Source organism: Streptomyces sp. NPDC048521 (assembly GCF_043199855.1).
Lineage (GTDB): Bacteria > Actinomycetota > Actinomycetes > Streptomycetales > Streptomycetaceae > Streptomyces.
The window spans coordinates 348,215-368,097 of the sequence record NZ_JBICWR010000006.1 but is presented as its reverse complement, the minus strand read 5'-3'; the positions used below and the strand labels follow the sequence as shown (position 1 = coordinate 368,097).

The 19,883-nt window shown below is 72.8% G+C and carries 23 protein-coding genes and 1 tRNA gene; 11 read left to right on the top strand and 13 right to left on the bottom strand.

What is annotated here, in order from left to right; translation table 11 throughout:
- Window positions 1–63 precede the first annotated feature (63 nt).
- The 5 genes from ACGFRF_RS17555 to ACGFRF_RS17535 all read right to left on the bottom strand — a co-directional run bounded on the left by ACGFRF_RS17555 (window position 64) and on the right by ACGFRF_RS17535 (window position 3,112).
- Window positions 64–363, bottom strand: coding sequence for a hypothetical protein (locus ACGFRF_RS17555; protein WP_393740720.1), 300 nt, complete (start codon window positions 361–363; stop codon window positions 64–66).
- Window positions 364–638: 275 nt separating this feature from the next.
- A complete protein-coding gene (locus ACGFRF_RS17550; RefSeq protein ID WP_393740884.1) occupies window positions 639–923 on the bottom strand; it encodes a DUF202 domain-containing protein in 285 nt (94 codons plus the stop codon).
- Between the two features lie 317 nt (window positions 924–1,240).
- On the bottom strand, window positions 1,241–1,633 hold the full coding sequence (locus tag ACGFRF_RS17545; protein ID WP_393740719.1) for a YidH family protein: 393 nt from the start codon (window positions 1,631–1,633) through the stop codon (window positions 1,241–1,243).
- 21 nt (window positions 1,634–1,654) lie between these two features.
- Window positions 1,655–2,170 carry an NUDIX hydrolase gene (locus tag ACGFRF_RS17540; protein WP_393740718.1) on the bottom strand — a complete coding sequence of 172 codons (516 nt, stop codon included), beginning with the start codon at window positions 2,168–2,170 and terminating at the stop codon, window positions 1,655–1,657.
- Window positions 2,171–2,215: 45 nt separating this feature from the next.
- A complete protein-coding gene (locus ACGFRF_RS17535; protein WP_393740717.1) occupies window positions 2,216–3,112 on the bottom strand; it encodes a DMT family transporter in 897 nt (298 codons plus the stop codon).
- Between the two features lie 384 nt (window positions 3,113–3,496).
- On the opposite strand from ACGFRF_RS17535, the gene ACGFRF_RS17530 reads away from it, so the two are divergent.
- The 3 genes from ACGFRF_RS17530 to ACGFRF_RS17520 all read left to right on the top strand — a co-directional run bounded on the left by ACGFRF_RS17530 (window position 3,497) and on the right by ACGFRF_RS17520 (window position 5,950).
- Entirely contained in the window at window positions 3,497–4,471 is a 975-nt protein-coding gene (locus ACGFRF_RS17530; RefSeq protein WP_393740715.1) for a hypothetical protein, read from the top strand.
- A 140-nt stretch (window positions 4,472–4,611) separates the two neighbouring features.
- The gene (locus tag ACGFRF_RS17525) at window positions 4,612–5,340 is read left to right on the top strand and encodes a molybdopterin-dependent oxidoreductase (RefSeq protein WP_393740713.1); all 729 of its coding nucleotides are present in this window, start codon (window positions 4,612–4,614) and stop codon (window positions 5,338–5,340) included.
- Window positions 5,324–5,950, top strand: coding sequence for a cytochrome b/b6 domain-containing protein (locus ACGFRF_RS17520; RefSeq protein WP_393740711.1), 627 nt, complete (start codon window positions 5,324–5,326; stop codon window positions 5,948–5,950). The genes ACGFRF_RS17525 and ACGFRF_RS17520 overlap by 17 nt, the downstream gene beginning before the upstream one ends.
- A gap of 87 nt (window positions 5,951–6,037) precedes the next feature.
- On the opposite strand, the gene ACGFRF_RS17515 is transcribed toward ACGFRF_RS17520, so the two are convergent.
- From ACGFRF_RS17515 to ACGFRF_RS17500, 4 genes are read right to left on the bottom strand one after another with little or no spacing between them, the layout of a single operon-like run.
- Window positions 6,038–7,057 carry an L-idonate 5-dehydrogenase gene (locus ACGFRF_RS17515; protein ID WP_393740709.1) on the bottom strand — a complete coding sequence of 340 codons (1,020 nt, stop codon included), beginning with the start codon at window positions 7,055–7,057 and terminating at the stop codon, window positions 6,038–6,040.
- A 14-nt stretch (window positions 7,058–7,071) separates the two neighbouring features.
- On the bottom strand, window positions 7,072–7,833 hold the full coding sequence (locus tag ACGFRF_RS17510) for an SDR family oxidoreductase (RefSeq protein WP_393740707.1): 762 nt from the start codon (window positions 7,831–7,833) through the stop codon (window positions 7,072–7,074).
- Window positions 7,834–7,846: 13 nt separating this feature from the next.
- Window positions 7,847–9,244 carry a GntP family permease gene (locus ACGFRF_RS17505; RefSeq protein ID WP_393740705.1) on the bottom strand — a complete coding sequence of 466 codons (1,398 nt, stop codon included), beginning with the start codon at window positions 9,242–9,244 and terminating at the stop codon, window positions 7,847–7,849.
- A 42-nt stretch (window positions 9,245–9,286) separates the two neighbouring features.
- Window positions 9,287–9,805: a gluconokinase gene (locus tag ACGFRF_RS17500; protein ID WP_393740703.1), complete on the bottom strand. Its 519-nt coding sequence runs from the start codon at window positions 9,803–9,805 to the stop codon at window positions 9,287–9,289.
- A gap of 140 nt (window positions 9,806–9,945) precedes the next feature.
- Between ACGFRF_RS17500 and ACGFRF_RS17495 the strand changes: the two genes are divergently transcribed.
- The gene (locus ACGFRF_RS17495; RefSeq protein WP_393740702.1) at window positions 9,946–10,647 is read left to right on the top strand and encodes a FadR/GntR family transcriptional regulator; all 702 of its coding nucleotides are present in this window, start codon (window positions 9,946–9,948) and stop codon (window positions 10,645–10,647) included.
- Between the two features lie 6 nt (window positions 10,648–10,653).
- Here ACGFRF_RS17495 and ACGFRF_RS17490 read toward each other — a convergent pair whose 3' ends face one another.
- On the bottom strand, window positions 10,654–11,037 hold the full coding sequence (locus tag ACGFRF_RS17490) for a YchJ family protein (protein WP_393740700.1): 384 nt from the start codon (window positions 11,035–11,037) through the stop codon (window positions 10,654–10,656).
- Between the two features lie 164 nt (window positions 11,038–11,201).
- Here ACGFRF_RS17490 and ACGFRF_RS17485 point away from each other — a divergent pair, with 164 nt between their 5' ends.
- From ACGFRF_RS17485 to ACGFRF_RS17475, 3 genes are read left to right on the top strand one after another with little or no spacing between them, the layout of a single operon-like run.
- Complete coding sequence (locus ACGFRF_RS17485) at window positions 11,202–11,516, top strand: dsRBD fold-containing protein (RefSeq protein ID WP_393740698.1); 315 nt, start codon at window positions 11,202–11,204, stop codon at window positions 11,514–11,516.
- 12 nt (window positions 11,517–11,528) lie between these two features.
- Window positions 11,529–12,833, top strand: a complete 1,305-nt coding sequence (locus ACGFRF_RS17480) for a phosphoribosyltransferase family protein (protein WP_393740697.1) — start codon at window positions 11,529–11,531, stop codon at window positions 12,831–12,833.
- Window positions 12,834–12,843: 10 nt separating this feature from the next.
- On the top strand, window positions 12,844–13,974 hold the full coding sequence (locus ACGFRF_RS17475; protein WP_393740695.1) for a CapA family protein: 1,131 nt from the start codon (window positions 12,844–12,846) through the stop codon (window positions 13,972–13,974).
- 9 nt (window positions 13,975–13,983) lie between these two features.
- Here ACGFRF_RS17475 and polX read toward each other — a convergent pair whose 3' ends face one another.
- Window positions 13,984–15,711 (bottom strand): DNA polymerase/3'-5' exonuclease PolX, encoded by a 1,728-nt coding sequence (gene polX / locus ACGFRF_RS17470; RefSeq protein WP_393740694.1) that lies wholly within the window; start codon window positions 15,709–15,711, stop codon window positions 13,984–13,986.
- 66 nt (window positions 15,712–15,777) lie between these two features.
- Window positions 15,778–15,865 (bottom strand) — tRNA-Leu (locus tag ACGFRF_RS17465).
- A gap of 209 nt (window positions 15,866–16,074) precedes the next feature.
- Here ACGFRF_RS17465 and ACGFRF_RS17460 point away from each other — a divergent pair.
- The 3 genes from ACGFRF_RS17460 (at window position 16,075) to ACGFRF_RS17450 (ending at window position 18,763) form a co-directional block, all read left to right on the top strand.
- The gene (locus ACGFRF_RS17460) at window positions 16,075–17,400 is read left to right on the top strand and encodes a M20/M25/M40 family metallo-hydrolase (protein WP_393740692.1); all 1,326 of its coding nucleotides are present in this window, start codon (window positions 16,075–16,077) and stop codon (window positions 17,398–17,400) included.
- Window positions 17,401–17,547: 147 nt separating this feature from the next.
- Complete coding sequence (gene chpH / locus ACGFRF_RS17455) at window positions 17,548–17,781, top strand: chaplin ChpH (protein ID WP_393740690.1); 234 nt, start codon at window positions 17,548–17,550, stop codon at window positions 17,779–17,781.
- Between the two features lie 157 nt (window positions 17,782–17,938).
- Window positions 17,939–18,763, top strand: a complete 825-nt coding sequence (locus ACGFRF_RS17450; protein WP_393740688.1) for a chaplin — start codon at window positions 17,939–17,941, stop codon at window positions 18,761–18,763.
- 136 nt (window positions 18,764–18,899) lie between these two features.
- Here the strand turns inward: ACGFRF_RS17450 and ACGFRF_RS17445 are convergent, their stop codons facing one another.
- Window positions 18,900–19,088, bottom strand: a complete 189-nt coding sequence (locus ACGFRF_RS17445) for a DUF5703 family protein (RefSeq protein WP_030053310.1) — start codon at window positions 19,086–19,088, stop codon at window positions 18,900–18,902.
- A 47-nt stretch (window positions 19,089–19,135) separates the two neighbouring features.
- Between ACGFRF_RS17445 and ACGFRF_RS17440 the strand changes: the two genes are divergently transcribed.
- A complete protein-coding gene (locus tag ACGFRF_RS17440; protein WP_393740686.1) occupies window positions 19,136–19,864 on the top strand; it encodes a hypothetical protein in 729 nt (242 codons plus the stop codon).
- The last annotated feature ends 19 nt before the right edge of the window (window positions 19,865–19,883 follow it).

Genomic DNA, 19,883 nt, shown 5'->3' with positions numbered 1-19,883 from the left:
CACCATAGGCCGACGGCCCCCTGCTGTGCCGCCGGGGGGCCGTCGGTCTGCGCTCCGGCAGGGTCAGTGGTCGTCCCAGTGGTCGCCGTGCTCGGCGTGCCGGTGTCCGTCGTGCAGATAGTCGACGTGGTCGCCGTGCCGCACCTGGGCGTGCCCGCACGTGTCGTGGTGCACGTGCTCATGACCCGCGTGCGCGGTGTGGCCGGCCGGCTCGCACTCGTCCCAGTGGCCCTCGTGCTCCCGGTGCAGATGGCCGTCGTGCGCGTAGTCGAGGTGGTCGCCGTGCGGTACGGCCGGGTGCCCGCAGTCCGGACCGTGGTCGTGTGTCCCGTGCGCGGAGTGTTCCTGGTGAAGGGTGGTCATGGTGCTCGCCTTCGAGGTACGGGGTGTTGACGACGGACAGGCTGCCACGCGAACGGCACATATCGGGGCATCACGGTTGCGTGGCGCGCGAGGTGCGACGTGGCGAAGCTCCCGGCCGGCCCGACAGGGCGTGGTGTCCGTGCACGCCCAGGAGGCGTTCCCGCCGGAGCGCGCGGCGGACGCGCACCGGCTGGACCAGGAGGTCCGTACCCGCGGCGAGATCGTCGTGACCGTGGACCGGGAGACCGAGGGGGGCGGCGCCCGGAGCGCGCGGGTCAGACCACCAGCACGACCGCGCACGCCGCCATCGCCACCGCGCACAGGGCGGCCGCCGTCGCACGGCGGGCGGCGAGCGGGGGCGGCGGGGCGCCGGAGGCCAGGACGCGGATGCGGTCGTGGGCGACCCGGAGGAAGGCCAGCCACAGCGCGCAGCAGACCGCGCACACGGTGATCCCGGTGGCCGAACCGCTGTGCAGGCCGGCCTTCACCGCGAGTACGGCGGCCACGGCGGCGGACAGGGTCGTGCGGCGCCAGGCCAGCCGAGTGCGCTCGGGCTGCAGCCCGGGGTCCCGGCCTGTGAGCCCGGGGTTCCGTCCTGTGTGCTCGGGGTCTTCGCCTGCGTCCTCGGGGTCTTCGCCCGTGTGTCCGGGGTTCCGTCCTGTGTGCTCGGGGTCTCCGCCTGCGTCCTCGGGGTTCCGCCCTGCGTGCTTGGGGTCTCGGCCCGTGTGCTCGGGGTTCCGCTCTGCGTGCTTGGGGTCTCGGCCCGTGTGCTCGGGGTTCCGCTCTGCGTGCTCGTGGGCTTCGCCCGTGAGCCCGCGGTCCCTGTCCGTGAGCCCGCGGTCCCGGTCCGCGGGGCCGAGGTCCCCGTCCGTGGGGCTCACCCCTCCCATCCGACGAGCACCACGAAGACCATCGCGACGGCCACCACCGCGACGACCAGGCTCAGCAGTGCCGGGAACCGGGACACGGGCAGGTCCTCACCGCGCCGCATCGCCCGCTCGCAGCGCACCCAGTGGTTCACCGCGCGCAGGGAACACAGCACACCGGCCCCCAGCAGCGCGAGCGCGAGACCGGCCCGCCACGCCCAGCGCAGGTCCGGCAGGAACTGGTCCACCGCGAATCCGCCGCCGATCAGCGCGAGCGCGGTCCGCAGCCAGGCGAGGAAGGTGCGCTCGTTGGCCAGCGAGAACCGGTAGTCGGGCGTGCCACCCTCTTCCCGCACCTGGTCCGGCGCGAACCACAGCCGGATGTTCCGCACGAATTCGCTCACGCCGACGACCCTACCGGCGCCTCACCGGGCGGACCGGAACGCCCGCAGCCTCTCGTACGCGGCCAGCCCGTCCGGCACCCACTCCCACTGTCCGAGCCGCCGCTCGACCTCCTCCTCGGGCAGGAAGTCGTACCACTGGACCTCCTCCGCCTGGGGCCGTACGGGCAGCTCGCAGCGCACCCCGTACACCGCCGACCACCAGCTGTGCCCGGCCCCGTCCTCGTACAGGAACTTGAAGAGGAACGCCGGCCGCGGCAGTCCGCTGACGCCCAGCTCCTCCTCGGCCTCCCGCAGGGCCGCCTCGTCGTAGGACTCGCCCGCCCCGACGACCCCGCCGACGAACATGTCGTACAGGGCCGGGAACACCAGCTTGGTCGCCGTGCGCCGGTGCACGAAGAGCCGGCCGGCCGCGTCCCTGGCCTGGATGAACACGCAGCGGTGGCGCAGCCCGCGGGCGTACGCCTCGCCGCGCGGGTACTGGGCGATGACCTGGTCGTTCTCGTCGACGATGTCGAGGATCTCGTCAGCAGGGTTCATGCCCTCATCCAAGCAGGCGCACCCGGCGCCGGTGGGCGGGCGGGCTCAGCGCCGCTGCAGGTCCCGGGGCTCGGGCTCCGCCTCCCCCGGACCGCACGGCATCGCCGGATGCAGCCCGAGCAGCACGATGCCCGCGACCACGGCCGCGAGCCCGGCCGCCTCCCAGGCCAGCGCCCCGGTGTCGGTGCGCAGCCGGTCACCGAGGAACCCCACCCCGCACAGGATCCCGGCGAGCGGCTCGGCCGCGGTCAGGGCGGGCAGCGACATCCGCAGGGGCGCCGTCTCGAACGCGCTCTGCACCAGGATCAGCCCGGTGACCCCGCACGCCAGCACGCCGTACGGCTGCCAGCCGGTGAACAGCTCCGCGAAGCCGCCCTCGGCGAAGAGCGTGCCGCTCACCCGGGTCAGCGCGTCCTGCACGCCGTACAGCAGCCCGGCGGCGGTGGCCAGCAGTACCGGGCCCCAGCTCAGCCGGGAGCGCTTGGCGTACGCCGTGAGCACGAGCGCCGCGCCCACCATGGCGCCGATGATCAGCCAGTGCCGCAGCGGATCGCCGACGACGCTGCCGCCGCGCGGCTCGCCCGCCATGATGAACGCGCTCACCCCTCCCGCGAGCAGCAGCAGTCCACCCCAGCCCTGGCGGCCCAGCGGCTGTCTGGTCTGCCGGCGGGAGAGGGCGAGGGCGAACAGCAGATTGGTCGCGAGCAGCGGTTCGACCAGGGAGATCTCCCCCTTGCCGAGCGCGATGGCACCCAGCACCATGCCGGCCACCATCAGACCGAGGCCGCCCAGCCAGCGCGGCACCCGCATCAGGTCGAGCAGCAGCCGGGGCGAGAGGAAGTCGTTGAGCGGTGCCCGCTGCGCCACGTTCTGCTGGAGCACGAACCCGAAACCCAGACAGCAGGCCGCACCCACGGCGAGAAGGAGAACCAGAACGGACACGCTGCGTACCTCGCTCATCCGGCCGGACCACGGAGCGTAGTGGCCGACTGTAGCGCTCCGAGACGGCAATGACCCGGAGAGTACCCGGAACCGGGCGGTTGACTCGGTCACGCCGCCCGGTCGGTCACAGGGGGATCGGGGGCGGCGGCGGGACCGTCCGGCCATCGTCCGTGGCCGGGCCGCCCGGCGCCATGGCGTACGCCACAGAAATCCGCCCGGATCCGCTGAACAGGGACCGCCGCCCTGCCCGCCGGCTCCTCAAGTGCCTCTCGCGGCACGGAGGTTGAAGTCGTGAACACCCCGGTTCCGCTTGACGTGATCCTTGGCTCCGGGTTTGCTGTGAGTGATCGGTCGATGGCAGCCCGAGAAACAGGAAGTCCCGCGGTGCCCCCAATCCCGCCTCTGCTCGGCGCTCGCCGGGCCTCCACGGACCCGTCCGGCGACACCGCCCCGGACGACCGCGGCGCCTTCGACGACGCCCTCGACGACGCCGAACTGCGCACCGCCCGGGCCGCGTTGACCCAGGGCCGCCGGCAGGCCGCCCGCTCCCTGCTGCGGCACACCGGCGACGACTGGGACCGCCGCGGCCACCGCCTCACCGTGCTCGCGCGGGAACCCTACGCCGCCGCCTGGGCACAGGACTGGGTGCGGGCCGAGCCCGGATCCGCCGACGCCGCCGCGCTGTACGCCCTGGCCCTCGTCCAGCGTGCCCTGCGCGGCAAAGAGGACCCCGACCGAGCCCGCGAGGCCTGCACCACGGCCGCCGCACTCGCCCCCGCCGACCCCACCCCCTGGCTCGGCCTGCTGCTGCTCGCCCACGCCCGCGGCCCGGAGCGCGAGGTCCTCGGCACCTTCACCGAACTGCGCCGCCGCCACCCCGAGCACCACCACGCCCACCACCTGCTGATCGCCCGCCTCGCCGAACGGCCCTCGGGCGGCCGGGCAGAGGCGCACGAGGTGTACGACCTCGCCGAGCTGGCCGCCGCGCAGGCCCCCGCCGACTCCCCGCTGGCCGTCCTCCCGGTCGTCGCGTACGCCGAGCGCTACCGGGTCCTCGCCGCCACCGGCCTTGCCCCGGCCGACCCGGCCGCCTCCGGGCACTGGTCCGGCCCCCGGGTCCGCCGGTTCCTGCACGCCGCCTTCGACTGGTGGCTGGAGTGGGAGCACGACGAGCACCCGCGCCGCCACCTGGACCTCAACCACCTCGCCTTCGCCCTGTCCTGCGCCGGCCGCCCGGCCGAGGCGGCGGCCCTCTTCCAGCGCATCGGCGAGCACGCCACCCCGGCTCCCTGGTCGTACGCGCACCGCGACCCCGTGGCGGCCTTCGACGCGGCCCGCGCCCGCGCGCTCGGGCAGTGACGGACACGCACGTGCGGCGATCCGCGCCGAGCCTGCCGAGACGTACGGCCTTCCGAGACGTACGTAAGAAGTGATGACGGAAGTCTGACCGGCGACCCCGATCCCTGGCCGCGCGCGGCCCCGAGTGCTCGAATGAACACGTGAACTCTGAACAACCCGAGGAGCAGGGCGGCCGGCCGATCGGCCGGCGCGTCTTCCTGGGCACCCTCGGCCTGGGCGCGCTCGGCGTGGTCGCCGCGCCCCCGATCCAGCGCGGCCTCGAAGGCTTCCTCGGCACCGTCGCCGGCAAGGACCCCACGGGCCTGACCGGCCTGCTGCCCAACGGCGGCGGCTTCCGCTACTACTCCGTCGCCGCCTCCGTCCCGCACAAGAGCGCCGCGGACTACCGCCTCACCATCGACGGACTGGTCGACCACCCGCGTGGCTACACCCTCGCCGACCTGCGTGCCCTGCCCCAGACCCGGCTGGTCAAGGACGTGCAGTGCGTCACCGGCTGGCGGGTCCCCGGCACCCCCTTCGAGGGCGTCCGCCTCTCCCACCTGCTGGACGCCGCCGGGGTCCGCGCCTCCGCCAAGGCGCTGCGCTTCACCTGCTTCGACGGCACCTACGCCGAGAGCCTCACCCTCGACCAGGCCCTCCGCCCGGACGTCCTGGTCGCCCTGCGCATGCAGGACAAGGACATCGGCCACGACCACGGCGGCCCCGTCCGCCTCTACGTCGCCCCGATGTACTTCTACAAGTCGGCCAAATGGCTCTCCCGGATCACGGTCACCGACCGGGTGCAGCCCGGCTACTGGGAGAACCTCGGGTACGACGTCGACGCCTGGGTCGGCCGCTCGAACGGACGGACCGATGAGCCTACGAGCTGAGGCCACGGCCCCGCCGAGCGCCCGGGTCCGCCGCTTCAGCCGGGGCGAACGGTGGGTGCACCGCGCGGCGGCGGCACTGATGGGCGTGTGCGTGGTGACCGCGGCCGTCCTCTACATCCCGCAGCTGGCGGTCATGGTGGGCCGCCGCGAACTGGTCGTCCGCGTCCACGAGTGGGCGGGCCTGGCGCTGCCGGTGCCGGTCCTGCTGGGCCTCGCCTCCCGCGCCTTCCGCACCGACCTGCGCTTCCTCAACCGCTTCGGCCCGCACGACCGGCTCTGGCTGCGCGCCGCCCTCCGCCGCGACAAACGGCACGCCTCGCGCCCGGCCGGGAAGTTCAACGCCGGCCAGAAGATCTACTCGGCGTGGATCGCCGGGGCGACGCTGGTCATGCTCGGCACGGGCCTGATGATGTGGTTCACCCGCCTCACGCCGCTGATGTGGCGCACCTCGGCGACCTTCGTCCACGACTGGCTGGCCCTGACCATCGGCGTGGTCCTCGCGGGCCACATCGGCATGGCCCTGGGCGACCCGGAGGCGAGAAGGGGCCTGCGCACGGGGACGGTGAGCCAGGAGTGGGCGCGCCGGGAGCACCCACTGTGGCGCCCCTGACGTCCGCTCGCCCGCTCCCGTTGCCCGGCGCGACGGGGCTCAGCCACAACGGCGGTGACCGGTGGTACCGAACCCGGCGCACCGCCCTCAGAACTGAAGCAAAACCTTGCACGACCGACCCCGGTCGGCGGCCAGCGCGAACGCGGCCTCGGCATCCCCCACGGGAACCACCGCACTGATCAGCCCGTCGAACTCGCCCCGAGCCGCCAGCAGTTCGAGCGCCCCGTCGAACTCGGCGTCGAACCGGAACGCCCCGCGCAGCTCGATCTCCCGGCTCACCACCAGGTTTCCGGCGAACGCGCTCCGACCCGGCGGCAGCATCCCCAGCTGGACGACCACACCCCCGCGCCGCACCAGCCGCAGACAGGTGTCGAGACCGGCCGCCACCCCCGACGCCTCGACGGCCACGCACACCTCCTCGGGCCACCCGGAGTCGTCCGGATCGTCGGCCCGTACGAGCGTGTCGGCCCCGGCGACGGCCGCGTACCGCAGCGCCTGCGGCACCAGGTCCGTCACCGTCACCCGTGCCGCACCGGACGCCTTCGCCGCCGCGACCACCAGGCACCCGATCGGCCCGGCCCCGGTCACCAGCACATGCCGGCCGGACACGTCCCCGGCCCGCCGCACCGCGTGCAGCGCCACCGCCAGCGGTTCGGCGAGCGCGGCCCGCCGCAGCCCCAGCCCGTCCGGAAGCGCCCTCAACTGCCCCGCCGGTACGACCAGTTGCGCGGCGAACCCGCCCTGGACGTGCGGAGAGCGGGCGGCGCTGCCCAGATACCGGGTGTCCCGGCAGACGTTGGCCCGCCCGTCGGCGCACTCGGGGCAGACCCCGCACGGCGTGGCCGGGTGCACGGCGACCGCCGTACCCGGCACGGGACCGGTGGCCGCGGGGCCGTAGGACACCACCGTCCCCACCACTTCGTGCCCGAGCACCATGGGTTCCCGGAGCCGGAAGTCCCCGACCCCGCCGTCCCGCCAGTAGTGCAGGTCGGACCCGCACACCCCGCCGTAGCGGACGGCCACCAGGGCCTCGCCGGGCCCGGCCTGAGGGGGCGGCAGCTGCTCCACCCGCAGATCACCGGCCCCGTGGATCACGCAGCCCAGCATGCCCGCCGCCCCTTTCACAACACGCTCGTCATGCCGCCGTCGACGTACAGCACCTGTCCGCCGACGAAGTCCGCCGCGGGCGAGGCGAGGAAGAGCAGCCCGCCCACCAGGTCCTCGGTGCGGCCCCAGCGGCCGGCCGGGGTGCGCCGGCGCACCCACGCGCTGAACTCCTCGTCCTCGACCAGGGGCCGGGTCAGCTCGGTCTCGATGTAGCCGGGCCCCAGTCCGTTGACCTGGACGCCGTACGGCCCCCAGTCCGCGCACATGCCCTTGGTGAGCATCTTCAGCGCGCCCTTGGTCGCCGCGTACGGCGCGATGCCCGGCCGGACCACCTCGCTCTGCAGCGAGCAGATGTTGACGATCTTCCCGTGGCCGCGTTCCGTCATCCGCCGGGCGGCCTCCCGGCCGACCAGGAACGCGCTGGTGAGGTTGGTGTCCAGGATGCGGTGCCAGTCGGAGTCGGCGAACTCCAGCAGGGGCGCGCGCAGTTGCATGCCCGCGTTGTTGACCAGGATGTCGAGCGGGCCCACCCGCTCCTCGACATCGGCGATCCCGGCGGCCACGGCCGGACCGTCGGTCACGTCGAACACCGCCGTACGGACCTCACCGGGGAGTTGTGCCGCGGCCTCGGCCAGCCGGTCGCCGTCGCGCCCGTTGAGGACCACCGTGCAGCCGGCCTCGGCCAGGCCCCGGGCCAGCGCGAGGCCGATGCCCCGGCTGGAGCCCGTGACCAGGGCCGTGCGGCCACCGATGTCGAAGAGGGGGTGAGCCGTCATCGCCGTACCGCTCCTAGATCACGAGGGACAGCAGCAGGACCAGGCCGCCGGCGACCACCGAGATGATCGTCTCCATCACCGACCAGGTCTTGACGGTCTGCCCGACGGTGAGCCCGAAGTACTCCTTCACCAGCCAGAAACCGGCGTCGTTGACATGGCTGAAGAAGAGCGAACCCGAGCCGATGGCCAGCACGAGGAGCGCCGCGTGGGTGGTCGACATGTCGGCCGCGAGCGGCGCCACCAGACCGGCCGCCGACACCGTCGCCACCGTGGCCGAGCCGGTCGCCAGCCGGATCGCCACCGCGATCAGCCAGGCCAGCAGCAGTGCCGGGATCGACCAGTCCTTGGAGATGTCCAGGATCATCTGGCCCACACCGGAGTCGATCAGCGTCTGCTTGAACCCACCGCCGGCGCCGACGATCAGCAGGATGCCGGCGATGGGCATCAGGCCCTTCTCGACGGTCTGCTGCAGACGGTCCCTGGTGAACCCGGCGGCCCGGCCCAGCGTGAAGAAGCCGACGAGCACGGCGGCGAGCAGGGCGATGAGCGGGGAGCCGATGACGTCGAAGACGCGCTGGGTCCGGTTCGCCGGGTCGTCGATGACGATGTCCACCAGCGCCTTGGCCAGCATCAGCACCACCGGCAGCAGCATGGTGGCGAGCGTCGCACCGAAGCCCGGGCGGCGCTCCAGCGTGTCGGAGGCGCGCTGCGGCAGCATCCGGTCGGGTACCGGGACGTCCACCCAGCGGGCCGCGACCTTCGAGAACAGCGGACCGGCGATGATCACCGTCGGAATGGCGACCAGGATGCCGAGCGCCAGCGTCACGCCCAGGTTGGCCTTGACGGCGTCGATCGCGACCAGCGGGCCGGGGTGCGGCGGGATCAGGCCGTGCATCACGGACAGACCGGCCAGCGCCGGGATGCCGATGCGCATCAGGGAGTAGTTGCCGCGCTTGGCGACCATCAGCACGACCGGGATCAGCAGCACGATGCCGACCTCGAAGAACAGCGGCAGGCCGATCACGGAGGCGATCAGCACCATCGCCCAGGGCATGGCGCGCCCGCCCGCCTTGGCGAGGATCGTGTCGACGATCTCGTCCGCGCCGCCGGAGTCGGCGAGCAGCTTGCCCAGGATCGCCCCGAGCGCGATCAGGACGCCGACGCCGGCCACCGTGGCGCCGAGCCCGGTGGTGAAGCTGACGATCACCTTGTCGAGCGGCGCTCCGGCGACCGCCCCGAGCACCAGTGACCCGATGGTCAGGGCCAGGAAGGCATGGAGTTTGAACTTGGTGATGAGCAGGACGATCACGGCGATGCCCACCAGGACGGCGATGCCCAGGTGGGCGTGTCCGGCGGAGGTGATCGGCGGAGGCGCGTCCGCTGCCAGCATCTCGACGCTGAGTCTGGTCACGGGGGTTTCCTTGCGATGACGGGGGACGGGGGTGGTGGGGTGCTACTCGGATGCGACGGGAAGCGCGTCCAGCGCCTGCACGGCGCGTTCGGTGATCTCCTGGGGGCTGCCGCTGACGTCGACGGCGACCCCCGCCTCGTCCGGCTCCAGGGGCTGCAACGTGGCGAACTGGGAGTCCAGCAGCGCGGTCGGCATGAAATGCCCCTGCCGCTGCCTCATCCGGTCCTCGATCAGCTTCCGGTCGCCCGTGAGATGCACGAACACGACTCCGGGAGCGACGGCCCTGAGCCGGTCGCGGTACGACCGCTTCAGCGCCGAGCTGCTGACCACCCCGCCGAGCCCGGCCCGCCCGTGCGCCCAGTGCCCGATGGCGTCGAGCCAGGGCCACCTGTCGCTGTCGTCGAGCGGGATCCCGGCCGACATCTTGTCGATGTTGGCCTTCGGGTGGAAGTCGTCGCCCTCGGCGTACGGAACGCCCAGCCGCGCGGCGAGCAAGGGACCGATCGTGGTCTTGCCCGTCCCCGCGACGCCCATCACGACGACGACCTGGGGGGTACGCATCACTGCCTCGCTGTCTTCCTCGACATCCGACGCCACATCGGCGTCGCCACACTGAAACCCATTAGGTACGACGAATTCAAGAGTCTGTGACATATAAGTCTGACTTTTTGCGGCTGTGATCCAGGCCGTACGCTGAGTTCATGAGCACACCGGGCCGGGGGCTGCACGGCCGCGTACTGGACACCCTCGGCCCCGCGATCACGGCGGGCGAGTACCCGCCGGGCAGCGTTCTCCGCACGGACGAACTCGCCCAGCACTTCGAGGTGTCACGCTCGGTGATGCGCGAAGCGGTCCGCGTGCTCGAGTCCATGCACCTGGTCGCGTCCCGGCGCCGGGTCGGCGTGACCGTCCGCCCGAAGGCCGAGTGGAACGTCTACGACCCCCAGGTCATCCGCTGGCGCCTGGCGGGCGCCGACCGCCCGCACCAGCTGCGCTCCCTGACCGTGCTGCGGTCCGCGATCGAACCGGTCGCGGCGGGCCTCGCCGCGAAGAACGCCAGCGCGGAGCAGTGCGCCGAACTCACCGAGTGCGCGCTCGGCATGGTGGCCAACTCACGCGGCCACAAGCTCGAGGAGTACCTGGTCCACGACGTCGCCTTCCACCGGGCCGTGCTCACCGCCTCGGGCAACGAGATGTTCGCCCGCCTCGGCGACGTCGTCGCGGAGGTCCTCGCCGGCCGCACCCATCACGAGGTCATGTTCGAGGACCCCGACCCCGCGGCCGTCACCCTGCACGTCCAGGTGGCCGAGGCCGTCCGCGCGGGCGACGCGGCCCGCGCGGAGGAACTCACCAGGGAGATCACCGTGGGCGCCCTCCAGGAACTGGACATCCTGGCGCCCTAGCCGACTTCAGCCGCGCTCGTCGGGAAAGTCCCCGTCCACGTACACCCACGCCCCCTCCACCCGCTCGAACCGGCTCCGCTCGAGCAGTGAACCGCCCCGGTAGGAGGCCCGGAAGGTCACCGTCCCGGCGGTGTGGAAGGCGGACCCGTCGGTGGTGCCCAGGATCTCCAGACCGGTCCACCTCATCCGGGGGTCGAGGTCCAGCCGCTCCGGCCGGGTCCGGGGATGCCACGTCCGCAGCAGATACCCCGCGTCCCCCTTCACGAAGGCGCTGTACCGCGACCGCATGAGCAGCTCGGCGGTCGGCGCGCTCGCGGAACCCGTGTGGAAACGGCCGCAGCAGGCGTCGTAGGGCCGGGGGAGCCCGCAGGGGCAGAGGCGCATGGTCATGGCCCACATTCTGCCCGCACCAGGGGAGGCGTCCGTTCCCGCCGGGATGCACAGTAGAAGTGCAGCACCCCGAAGGGGCGCGAGGAACTGCGCGACCAGCCACGAAGGCGCCGCAGACGACGGACGGCCCTTCGCGGCACTACCGCGGAGCGAGGTGGCGGACGATGACCCGACCGGTGAGCAGCCGTCCTCCGGCGGCCGTCAAGGAGTGGCGGCTGAACCTGTACCTGTCCGAGCACGACCCGGACACCACGGCCCGGATCGTCCTGGACACCGGCGACAACGTTCTGGAGAGCCACGCGGAGGCCCGCCGCAACCCCTACGACCCCGCGATGCCGGACATCGGCGACGAACTCGCCGCCGGACGCGCCCTCATCGCCATGGGCCGCATGCTGCTGCGCGCCGCCGACGGGGACATGAAGGCGACCGGAGCCGCCGAGACGGAGGGCCCGTCGCCACTGTGGCTGCCCCGGGAGTGAAGGAGCCCCACCGTGCACTTCAGGAACCGTCCGGAAGCGGGCCGTCGGCTCGGCGCCCGCCTGGAGTACCTCCGGGGCCAGGACGTGGTGGTGCTGGGGCTGCCGCGAGGAGGAGTGCCGGTCGCCGCCGAGGTCGCCGAGGCGCTCGACGCGTCCCTGGACATCTGCCTGGTGCGGAAACTGGGCGTGCCCTACCAGCCCGAGCTGGGGATGGGGGCCATCGGCGAGGACGGCGTGCGCGTGATCAACCAGGAGGTGCTGAGGGGGACCGGGGTCTCGGACGCCGACCTCGCACGGGTCGAGGAACGCGAGCGCCGGGTGCTCGACGAGCGGGCCGCGCGCTACCGGGGCGAGGCGCCCCCCGTCTCCGTCGCCGGCCGGACCGCCCTGGTGGTGGACGACGGAGTGGCCACCGGCTCCACCGCGCGGGCCGCCTGCCGGATCGCCCGGGCCCGGGGCGCGGCCCGCATCGTGCTGGCGGTCCCCGTGGCCCCGCGGGACTTCGCCCGCCGACTGGGCGGGGACGCCGACGAACTGGTCTGCCTGCACACCCCGTGGGCCTTCTCCGCCGTCGGCCAGTTCTACGCCGACTTCGCCCAGGTCGGCGACGAGGAGGTCACCGCCTGTCTGCGCCGGGCCGCAAGCCACCACCGGCGCACCGCGGGCGCCGGATCCACCGACCGGGAGGTGACGGTGACGGCGGGCGCCGTGCGGCTGGGCGGGCATCTCACCGTGCCCGACGGCGCCACCGGCGTCGTGGCCTTCGCCCACGGCAGCGGCAGCAGCCGGCACAGCCCGCGCAACCGGTTCGTGGCCGAGGGGCTGCACCGGGCCGGGCTCGGCACCCTGCTGTTCGATCTGCTCACCGACGCGGAGGAGAGCGACCGGGGCAACGTGTTCGACATCGGGCTGCTCGCCGAACGGCTGCTGGACGCCACCCGCTGGCTGCGCGAGGAACCCGATGTCGAGGGGCTCGCCATCGGCTGGTTCGGCGCCAGCACCGGAGCGGCCGCCGCCCTGTGGGCCGCCGCCGACCCCTCCGCGCGGCCCGCCGCGGTCGTCTCCCGCGGCGGCCGGCCCGATCTCGCCGGACCACGGCTGGCCGCGGTGACCGCGCCCACCCTGCTCGTCGTCGGCGGCGCCGACCCGCTGGTGCTCGAACTCAACCGGGAGGCGCAGGCCCGACTGCGGTGCGAGAACCGGCTCGAGGTGGTCCCCCGTGCCACCCACCTCTTCGAGGAGCCCGGCGCGCTGGAGAGGGTGACCGAACTGGCCCGCGACTGGTTCACGGACCACATGGCACCCGCGCACGTCTAGCCAGGCCGCCGTGCGCGAGGACGCCGTCACCCTGTTCCTCGCGGGTGACGTCATGCTCGGCAGGGGCGTCGACCAGATCCTCCCGCACCCCGGCGATCCGGCCCTGCGGGAGGACCACGTCCGCGACGCCCGGGACTACGTCGCCCTGGCGGAGGCCGCGAACGGATCGGTACCCCGGCCCGTGGACCACTCCTGGCCCTGGGGCGAGGCGCTGCCCGTCCTGGAGCGGGCCGCACCCGACGTGCGGGTCGTCAACCTGGAGACCGCCGTCACCGGGGACGGCGACTTCGCGCCCGGCAAGGGCGTCCACTACCGGATGCACCCGGCCAACCTGCCCTGCCTCGCCGCGGTCCGCCCCGACGTCTGCGTCCTCGCCAACAACCACGTGCTCGACTTCGGCCCGCGCGGCCTCGAGGAGACACTGGCCTCGCTCGCGGCGGCCGGTCTGCGCACCGCGGGGGCGGGCCGGGACGCGGCCGCGGCCTGGCGCCCGGCGACCGTTCCGCTGCGGCCGGACGGACGCGTCCTGGTCTTCTCCTTCGGGATGCCGTCCAGCGGGATCCCGCACAGCTGGGCAGCCACCGCCCGACGGTCCGGTGTGGCCCTGGTCGCCGCGCCGACCGCGGCCGCCGCGGCGGACTTCGCCGACCGGCTGCGGCAGGTCGCCCGGCCCGGCGACCTCGTCGTCGCATCCGTCCACTGGGGCCCCAACTGGGGCTATGCCGTCCCCCGCAACGAGGTCCGCTTCGCCCACGCGCTCGTCGACGCGGGCGCCGACGTCGTCCACGGGCACTCCTCGCACCATCCGCGCCCACCGGAGGTGTACCGGGGCAGGCTCGTCCTGTACGGCTGCGGCGACCTCGTCGACGACTACGAGGGCATCAGCGGCTACGAGCGCTACCGCGACGACCTGCGGCTGCTGTACCTGGTGTCGGTCGAGCCCGGCGACGGTCGGCTGACCGGTCTGCGGATGGTCCCGTTCCAGGCGCGCCGGATGCGCCTGGAGCACGCCTCGGCCCAGGACACCGCCTGGCTGCGCGCCGTCCTCGACCGCCATGCCCGCGCCCTCGGCACCCGGGTCGAGCACGGGGACGACGGCACGCTCACGGTACGGCCCCTGCGCGCGGACGCGCCGCTGTGAGGCCGGGCGTCAGCACCGTCCGCTCTTGCGCAGGAACCGGCGCAGCCGGGTCAGTGGCCAGGTGTTGATCACATCGTCCCGGGTGAGCCAGCCGCGCTGCGCGGTGCCGACGCCGTAGCGCAGCTGCGCGAGGTGCGGGACGGAGTGCGCGTCGGAGTTCACGGCGAACCTCACCCCGTACGCCTTGGCGCGCAGGATGTCCTCGTCGCACAGGTCCAGCCGGTCCGGCTGGGCGTTGACCTCCAGCGCGGTGCCGGTGCGCGCGCAGGCCGCGAACACCTCGTCCCAGTCGGCGTCGACCCCCGGCCGCCTGCCGATCAGCCGGGTCGTGGGATGCCCGATGACGTTGACGTACGGGTGCTCGCAGGCCCGCACCAGCCGCCGCGTCATCGCGGCGCGGCCCAGGTCGAAGTGGGAGTGCAGCGAGGCCACGCACAGATCGAAACCGGCCAGGAACTCCTCCGGCCAGTCCACCTCGCCGTCCGGGCCGATGTTCAGCTCCGTGCCGTGCAGCAGGCGCATCCGGCGGCGGGCGCCGTCCAACTCCCGCAGCCGTTCCCGCTGGGCGAGGATCTTTTCCTCGGTCATGCGCTGCATGTACAGATTCGGCGCGTGGTCGGTGACCGCGTAGTACGCGTAACCGCGCTCGGCGGCCGCCTCCACCATCGCCTCCAGCGGGGCGAGTCCGTCCGTGAGGTCGGTGTGGGTGTGCAGGTCACCGCGCACGTCCCGCTCGGTCACCAGCTCGGGCAGCTCATCGCGCAGGGCCGCCTCGATCTCCCCGCGGTCCTCCCGCAGCGTCGGCGGGATCCACGGCAGCCCCAGCCGGGCGTACACCTCCTCCTCGGTACGGGACGCGACCGCCTCCCCGCTCTCGGTGTCGAACACGCCGTACTCCGACAGCTTCAGCCCCTGGTGCACCGCGATGGTGCGGGTGCGGATGTTGTGCGCCCTGGAACCGGTGAAGTACTGCATCCCGGCGCCCCACGACTCCGGCGGCAGCACCCGCAGGTCGACCTGCAGCCCCCTGTCCGTGCGCACCGACGTCTTCTTCGTGCCCCGCGCGATGACCTCGGCGGTGGCCGGCAGCTCGCACAGCGCCTCCATGAACGGCGCCGACCGCTTCGCCGCGACCAGGACGTCGAGATCCCCGACGGTCTCCCGCATACGACGCAGGGAGCCGGCGTAGGCGCAGCGCCCGCAGCCCGGCAGCCCCGACAGCGCGGCGACGATCTCCTCGGCCGTGTCCAGCGCCGGCGGCAGCGGCACCCGGGCGCCGGCCCGCCGGAGCAGCTCGATGCCGTGCCGGATGTTCTCCTGCGTCTTCTCGCCGAAGCCCCTAAGATCGGCCAGCGCGTCCGCCTCGATGGCCGCGGCCAGTTCGTTCACCGACGAGATGTGCAGGTCCTCGTAGAGCCGCAGCGCCTTCTTGGGCCCCAGGGTGGGGATCGTGATCAGTTCCCGCACCCCGGCCGGGATCGCGGCCCTGCGCTCCTCGACCACCGCCATCTTCCCGGTACGCAGGTACTCGACCACCTTCTCGGCGATCGACCGGCCCACGTTCGGGATCTCCCGGAGCCCGTCGGCGTCCATCCGCGCGATGTCGGCGGGATGGCCGCCGATGGCACGCGCCGCCTTCTCGTAGGCGCGCGCCTTGAAGGCGTCGCCTCCCGTGATCGCGACGAGGTCGGCGTACTCCCGCAGGAGCGCCTCGACCTCCTCGTTGCGCCGGGCCATCCCTCAAGTCTAGGAAGCCACGATCGCCGGGGCATGAAGAAGGCCCCCGCAGAGCAGGGGCCTCGCTGGTGTCCGAGGGGGGACTTGAACCCCCACGCCCGATAAAGGGCACTAGCACCTCAAGCTAGCGCGTCTGCCATTCCGCCACCCGGACAAGGTGTCTGTCGTGCGAGTGATCCCTTCGGCGGGGTTTCCCTCGCGACGACGAAGGAAACATTACCAGGCTTTCGAGGGTGGCTGATCACCCCCGTCCCGGTGCCCGTCGCGCGTGAACGGCGTGTGACGGGCCGGGACCGGTCTTGGGCTCTGCGCGGGGGCGGAGAGAGGATGGACGCACCAGTCGTGACAGCGGGAGGAAGCAGCGTGAGCGAGACGGACACGGCCAGGAGCGTCACCGGCGAGGACGAGGTCGTGGACCTCTGCCGCGAGCTGATCCGGTTCGACACCAGCAACTACGGCGACCACTCCGGGCCCGGTGAGCGCAAGGCCGCCGAGTGGGTCGCCGAGAAGCTCGCCGAGGTCGGGCTGGAGCCGAAGATCTACGAGTCGCACCCGGGGCGCGCGTCCACGGTGGCCCGCATCGAGGGCGAGGACCCGTCCCGGCCCGCCCTGCTGATCCACGGCCACCTCGACGTCGTACCGGCCAACGCCGACGACTGGACCCACCATCCGTTCTCCGGCGAGGTCACCGACGGGTGCGTGTGGGGGCGCGGGGCCGTCGACATGAAGGACATGGACGCCATGACCCTGGCGGTCGTGCGCGACCGGCTGCGCAGCGGGCGCCGGCCTCCGCGCGACATCGTGGTCGCCTTCCTCGCCGACGAGGAGGCGGGCGGCACGTACGGCGCCCGCTACCTGGTCGACCACCACCGCGAGCTGTTCGACGGCGTCACCGAGGCGATCAGCGAGGTGGGCGGCTTCTCCTTCACCGTGAACGATCAGCGGCGGCTCTACCTGATCCAGACGGCCGAGAAGGGCATGCACTGGATGAAGCTGACCGTGGCCGGCACCGCAGGGCACGGGTCGATGATCCACCGCGACAACGCCATCACCGAGCTGTCGGAGGCCGTCGCCCGGGTCGGCCGGCACAGGTTCCCGGTGCGGGTCACCAAGACCACGCGGGCCTTCCTCGACGAGCTGGGCGACGCGCTCGGCACCGAGCTGGACCCGGAGGACATGGAGTCCACCCTCGCCAAGCTCGGCGGCATCGCGAAGCTGATCGGCGCGACCCTGAGCAACACCGCCAACCCCACCCAGCTGAACGCCGGTTACAAGGTCAACGTGATCCCCGGCGAGGCCACCGCGCACATCGACGGACGGTTCCTGCCGGGCCACGAGGAGGAGTTCCTCGGCGACCTCGACCGGCTGCTCGGGCCGAACGTCCGCCGCGAGGACGTGCACACCGACAAGGCGCTGGAGACCAGCTTCGACGGGGCGCTGGTGGAAGCCATGCAGTCCGCGCTGCTCGCCGAGGACCCCACCGCCAAGGCGATTCCGTACATGCTCTCCGGCGGCACCGACGCCAAGTCCTTCGACGACCTCGGCATCCGCGGCTTCGGCTTCGCGCCGCTGAAGCTGCCGCCGGAGCTGGACTTCGCCGGCATGTTCCACGGCGTGGACGAGCGGGTGCCGGTGGACGGGCTGCAGTTCGGCGTGCGGGTGCTCGACCGCTTCATCGACGCGTCGTGAGGTCCTGCCCTCAGATAATCGGGCAGCCGTGCGAGATCGACTGAGAAGGGTGAATGCGACGATAGGCTCGTAGCTTCATTAGTTCCTCCTCGTTACAGGTGATGTGATCCCCGCACCTTGGGATCGCATTGCCAACAAGGAGGAAGAATGATCAAGAAGGTCGTCGCTGCTGCGGCTGCCACCGGTGGGCTGGTTCTCGCGGGAGCGGGCCTGGCCGTGGCCGACTCCGGTGGCCAGGCTGCCGCCGTGCACTCCCCGGGCGTCGTCTCCGGCAATGTCATTCAGGTGCCCGTGCACGTCCCGGTGAACGTCTGCGGCAACACGGTCAACGTGATCGGGCTCCTGAACCCCGCCTTCGGCAACACCTGCGTCAACAAGTGACGTCGGCTCCCTGAGGGGGCGTCTTTTACGAGCCGTCGGCCTTGGAGCGCGCGCCATGCGCTCCGAGGCCGACCGGTCTTTTCCGGCACCGGTCCCTTTTCCGGACCGGTCGTTCCGGGGGAACACGAAGGCAATCGAAGGCAGGGGGGAACTCAGCATGCGACAGGGCACCCGCAAGGGCCTGATGACCATGGCCGCAGCGACCGGTGTGATCGCCGCCGCGAGCGGCTACGCACATGCCGACTCGGGCGCGCACGGCACCGCCGCCGGCTCACCCGGCGTACTGTCCGGCAACACGGTGCAGGCGCCGGTGCACGTTCCGGTGAACGTCTGCGGCAACACCGTGAACGTCGTCGGGCTCCTGAACCCGTCGGTGGGCAACACATGCGCCGACCACGGCCGCGGTTCGGGGGGGTACGGCGACTCGGGCGGCCACGCCGGCTCCGGCGGCTCGCACGCGGGCGGCCACACCGGCGGCTCGCCGGGCGTCGGCTCCGGCAACAGCGTGCAGGTGCCGATCGACGCCCCGGTGAACGTCTGCGGCAACAGCGTGAACGTCATCGGCGCCGGGAACGCCACCACGGGCAACGACTGTGCCAACGGCGGTGGCGGTCACCACACCCAGCCGCCGGGCGACGGACACGGCAATCCGCCCGGGAAGCCGGGCCACCCGGGCCACCCGGGACATCCGGGACATCCGGGATACCCTGGTCACCCCGGCACTCCGCACCACCCGGGCAAGCCGGGCGAGCCCGGAACGGGCAGGCCGCCCGCCAAGGGCGGCCACACGCCCCAGGGCGGACACACGTCCCACGGCTCGTCCCAGGTCACGGCGCAGGGCGGCGGTCCGGCCGGGTCCCTGGCCACCGCCCAGCTCGCGCACACGGGCAGCGACGTGCCGCTGGGCCTCGCGCTGCCGGTCGGCGCGGGGGCGCTGCTCGCGGGCGCGGTGCTCTACCGCAAGGCGCGCGCCGCGGCGTAACGGCGACGCGGTCACGAAGGCGGTCCAGCCCGGCAGGAAGGCGGTACGGCCCTGGCGAGCAGGCCGCCGTACCGCCCGACACAACGGAGCGGGCCCTGCCATGCCGGCGGGGCCCGCTCCGTTCAGTTGTCCTGCCTCACCACGTGGCACGCACCTGGCGGATGATCCGCCGGCGCAACCGCACCTTGCGGCTGCCGTCGCGCAGCAGGCTCAGTCGGTCCAACTCCCAGTGTCCGTACTCGGCATGGTCGGTCAGCAGACGTGTGGCGTCCTTGCGGGACACCCCGCGCGGCACGTACACGTCGACGAATTCGTATTCCGGCATCGCATCTATTGTGCGGGCTGGTGCCCGGTACGGATAGCGTCTGCACTATGTCTGATGCTGCGCAGCCCACCGCTGCCGACGTACGCGCCGCCGCCGAGGCGGTCAAGACCGCGCTCGACCGTCACCTGGCGGCGGTCGAACGCAGGTCGGGGGAGGACGACCCGGCCGTGTCCGAGGCGTTCAACCAGCTGGCCGCGGCCGCCGAGGCGTACGACGAGCTGCTCTACGACCGCTACGACGAGGTCACGCCCTTCGAGATCCCGGGTGCGGAGGACACGCTGCCGCCGTACGCGGGGCCCGAGGAACCGAACGCGATCAGCGTGCTGATCCGCCGCGACTACACGGTGGCGGAACCCCAGCGGCTGCTGGCGCAGGCCCAGCGGGTCGAGGCGGCGGAGTACGAGGATGTCGGCGGCGGCGACGAGGCTGCCACCGGTACGGTCCCCGGGGCGCTGGGCACCCTCTTCGGCGAGTTCGAACCGGACGAGATCGCCTCCCGGCACAAGGAGTTCGGCCTGGAGGAGGGCGACTCGACGCTCTGGGTCACCGCGGCGGACGAGACTCCCGAGGCCGGGGAGTGGCTGGAGGCGCCGTTCGAGCACATCGATCCGCAGCAGGTGGTGTGCCGGTTCGACGTCAGCGCGGTGTTCGACGACGAAGGCGACGAAGGCGACGAAGAGGACGAGGAAGATCTCGAGTTCGTCGAGGACGAGGACGAGGACGAGGACGAGGACGAGGACGGGGACGGGGACGGCGTCCAGAACGTCCAGAGGTGACGCCGGCCGGCGGTGCCGC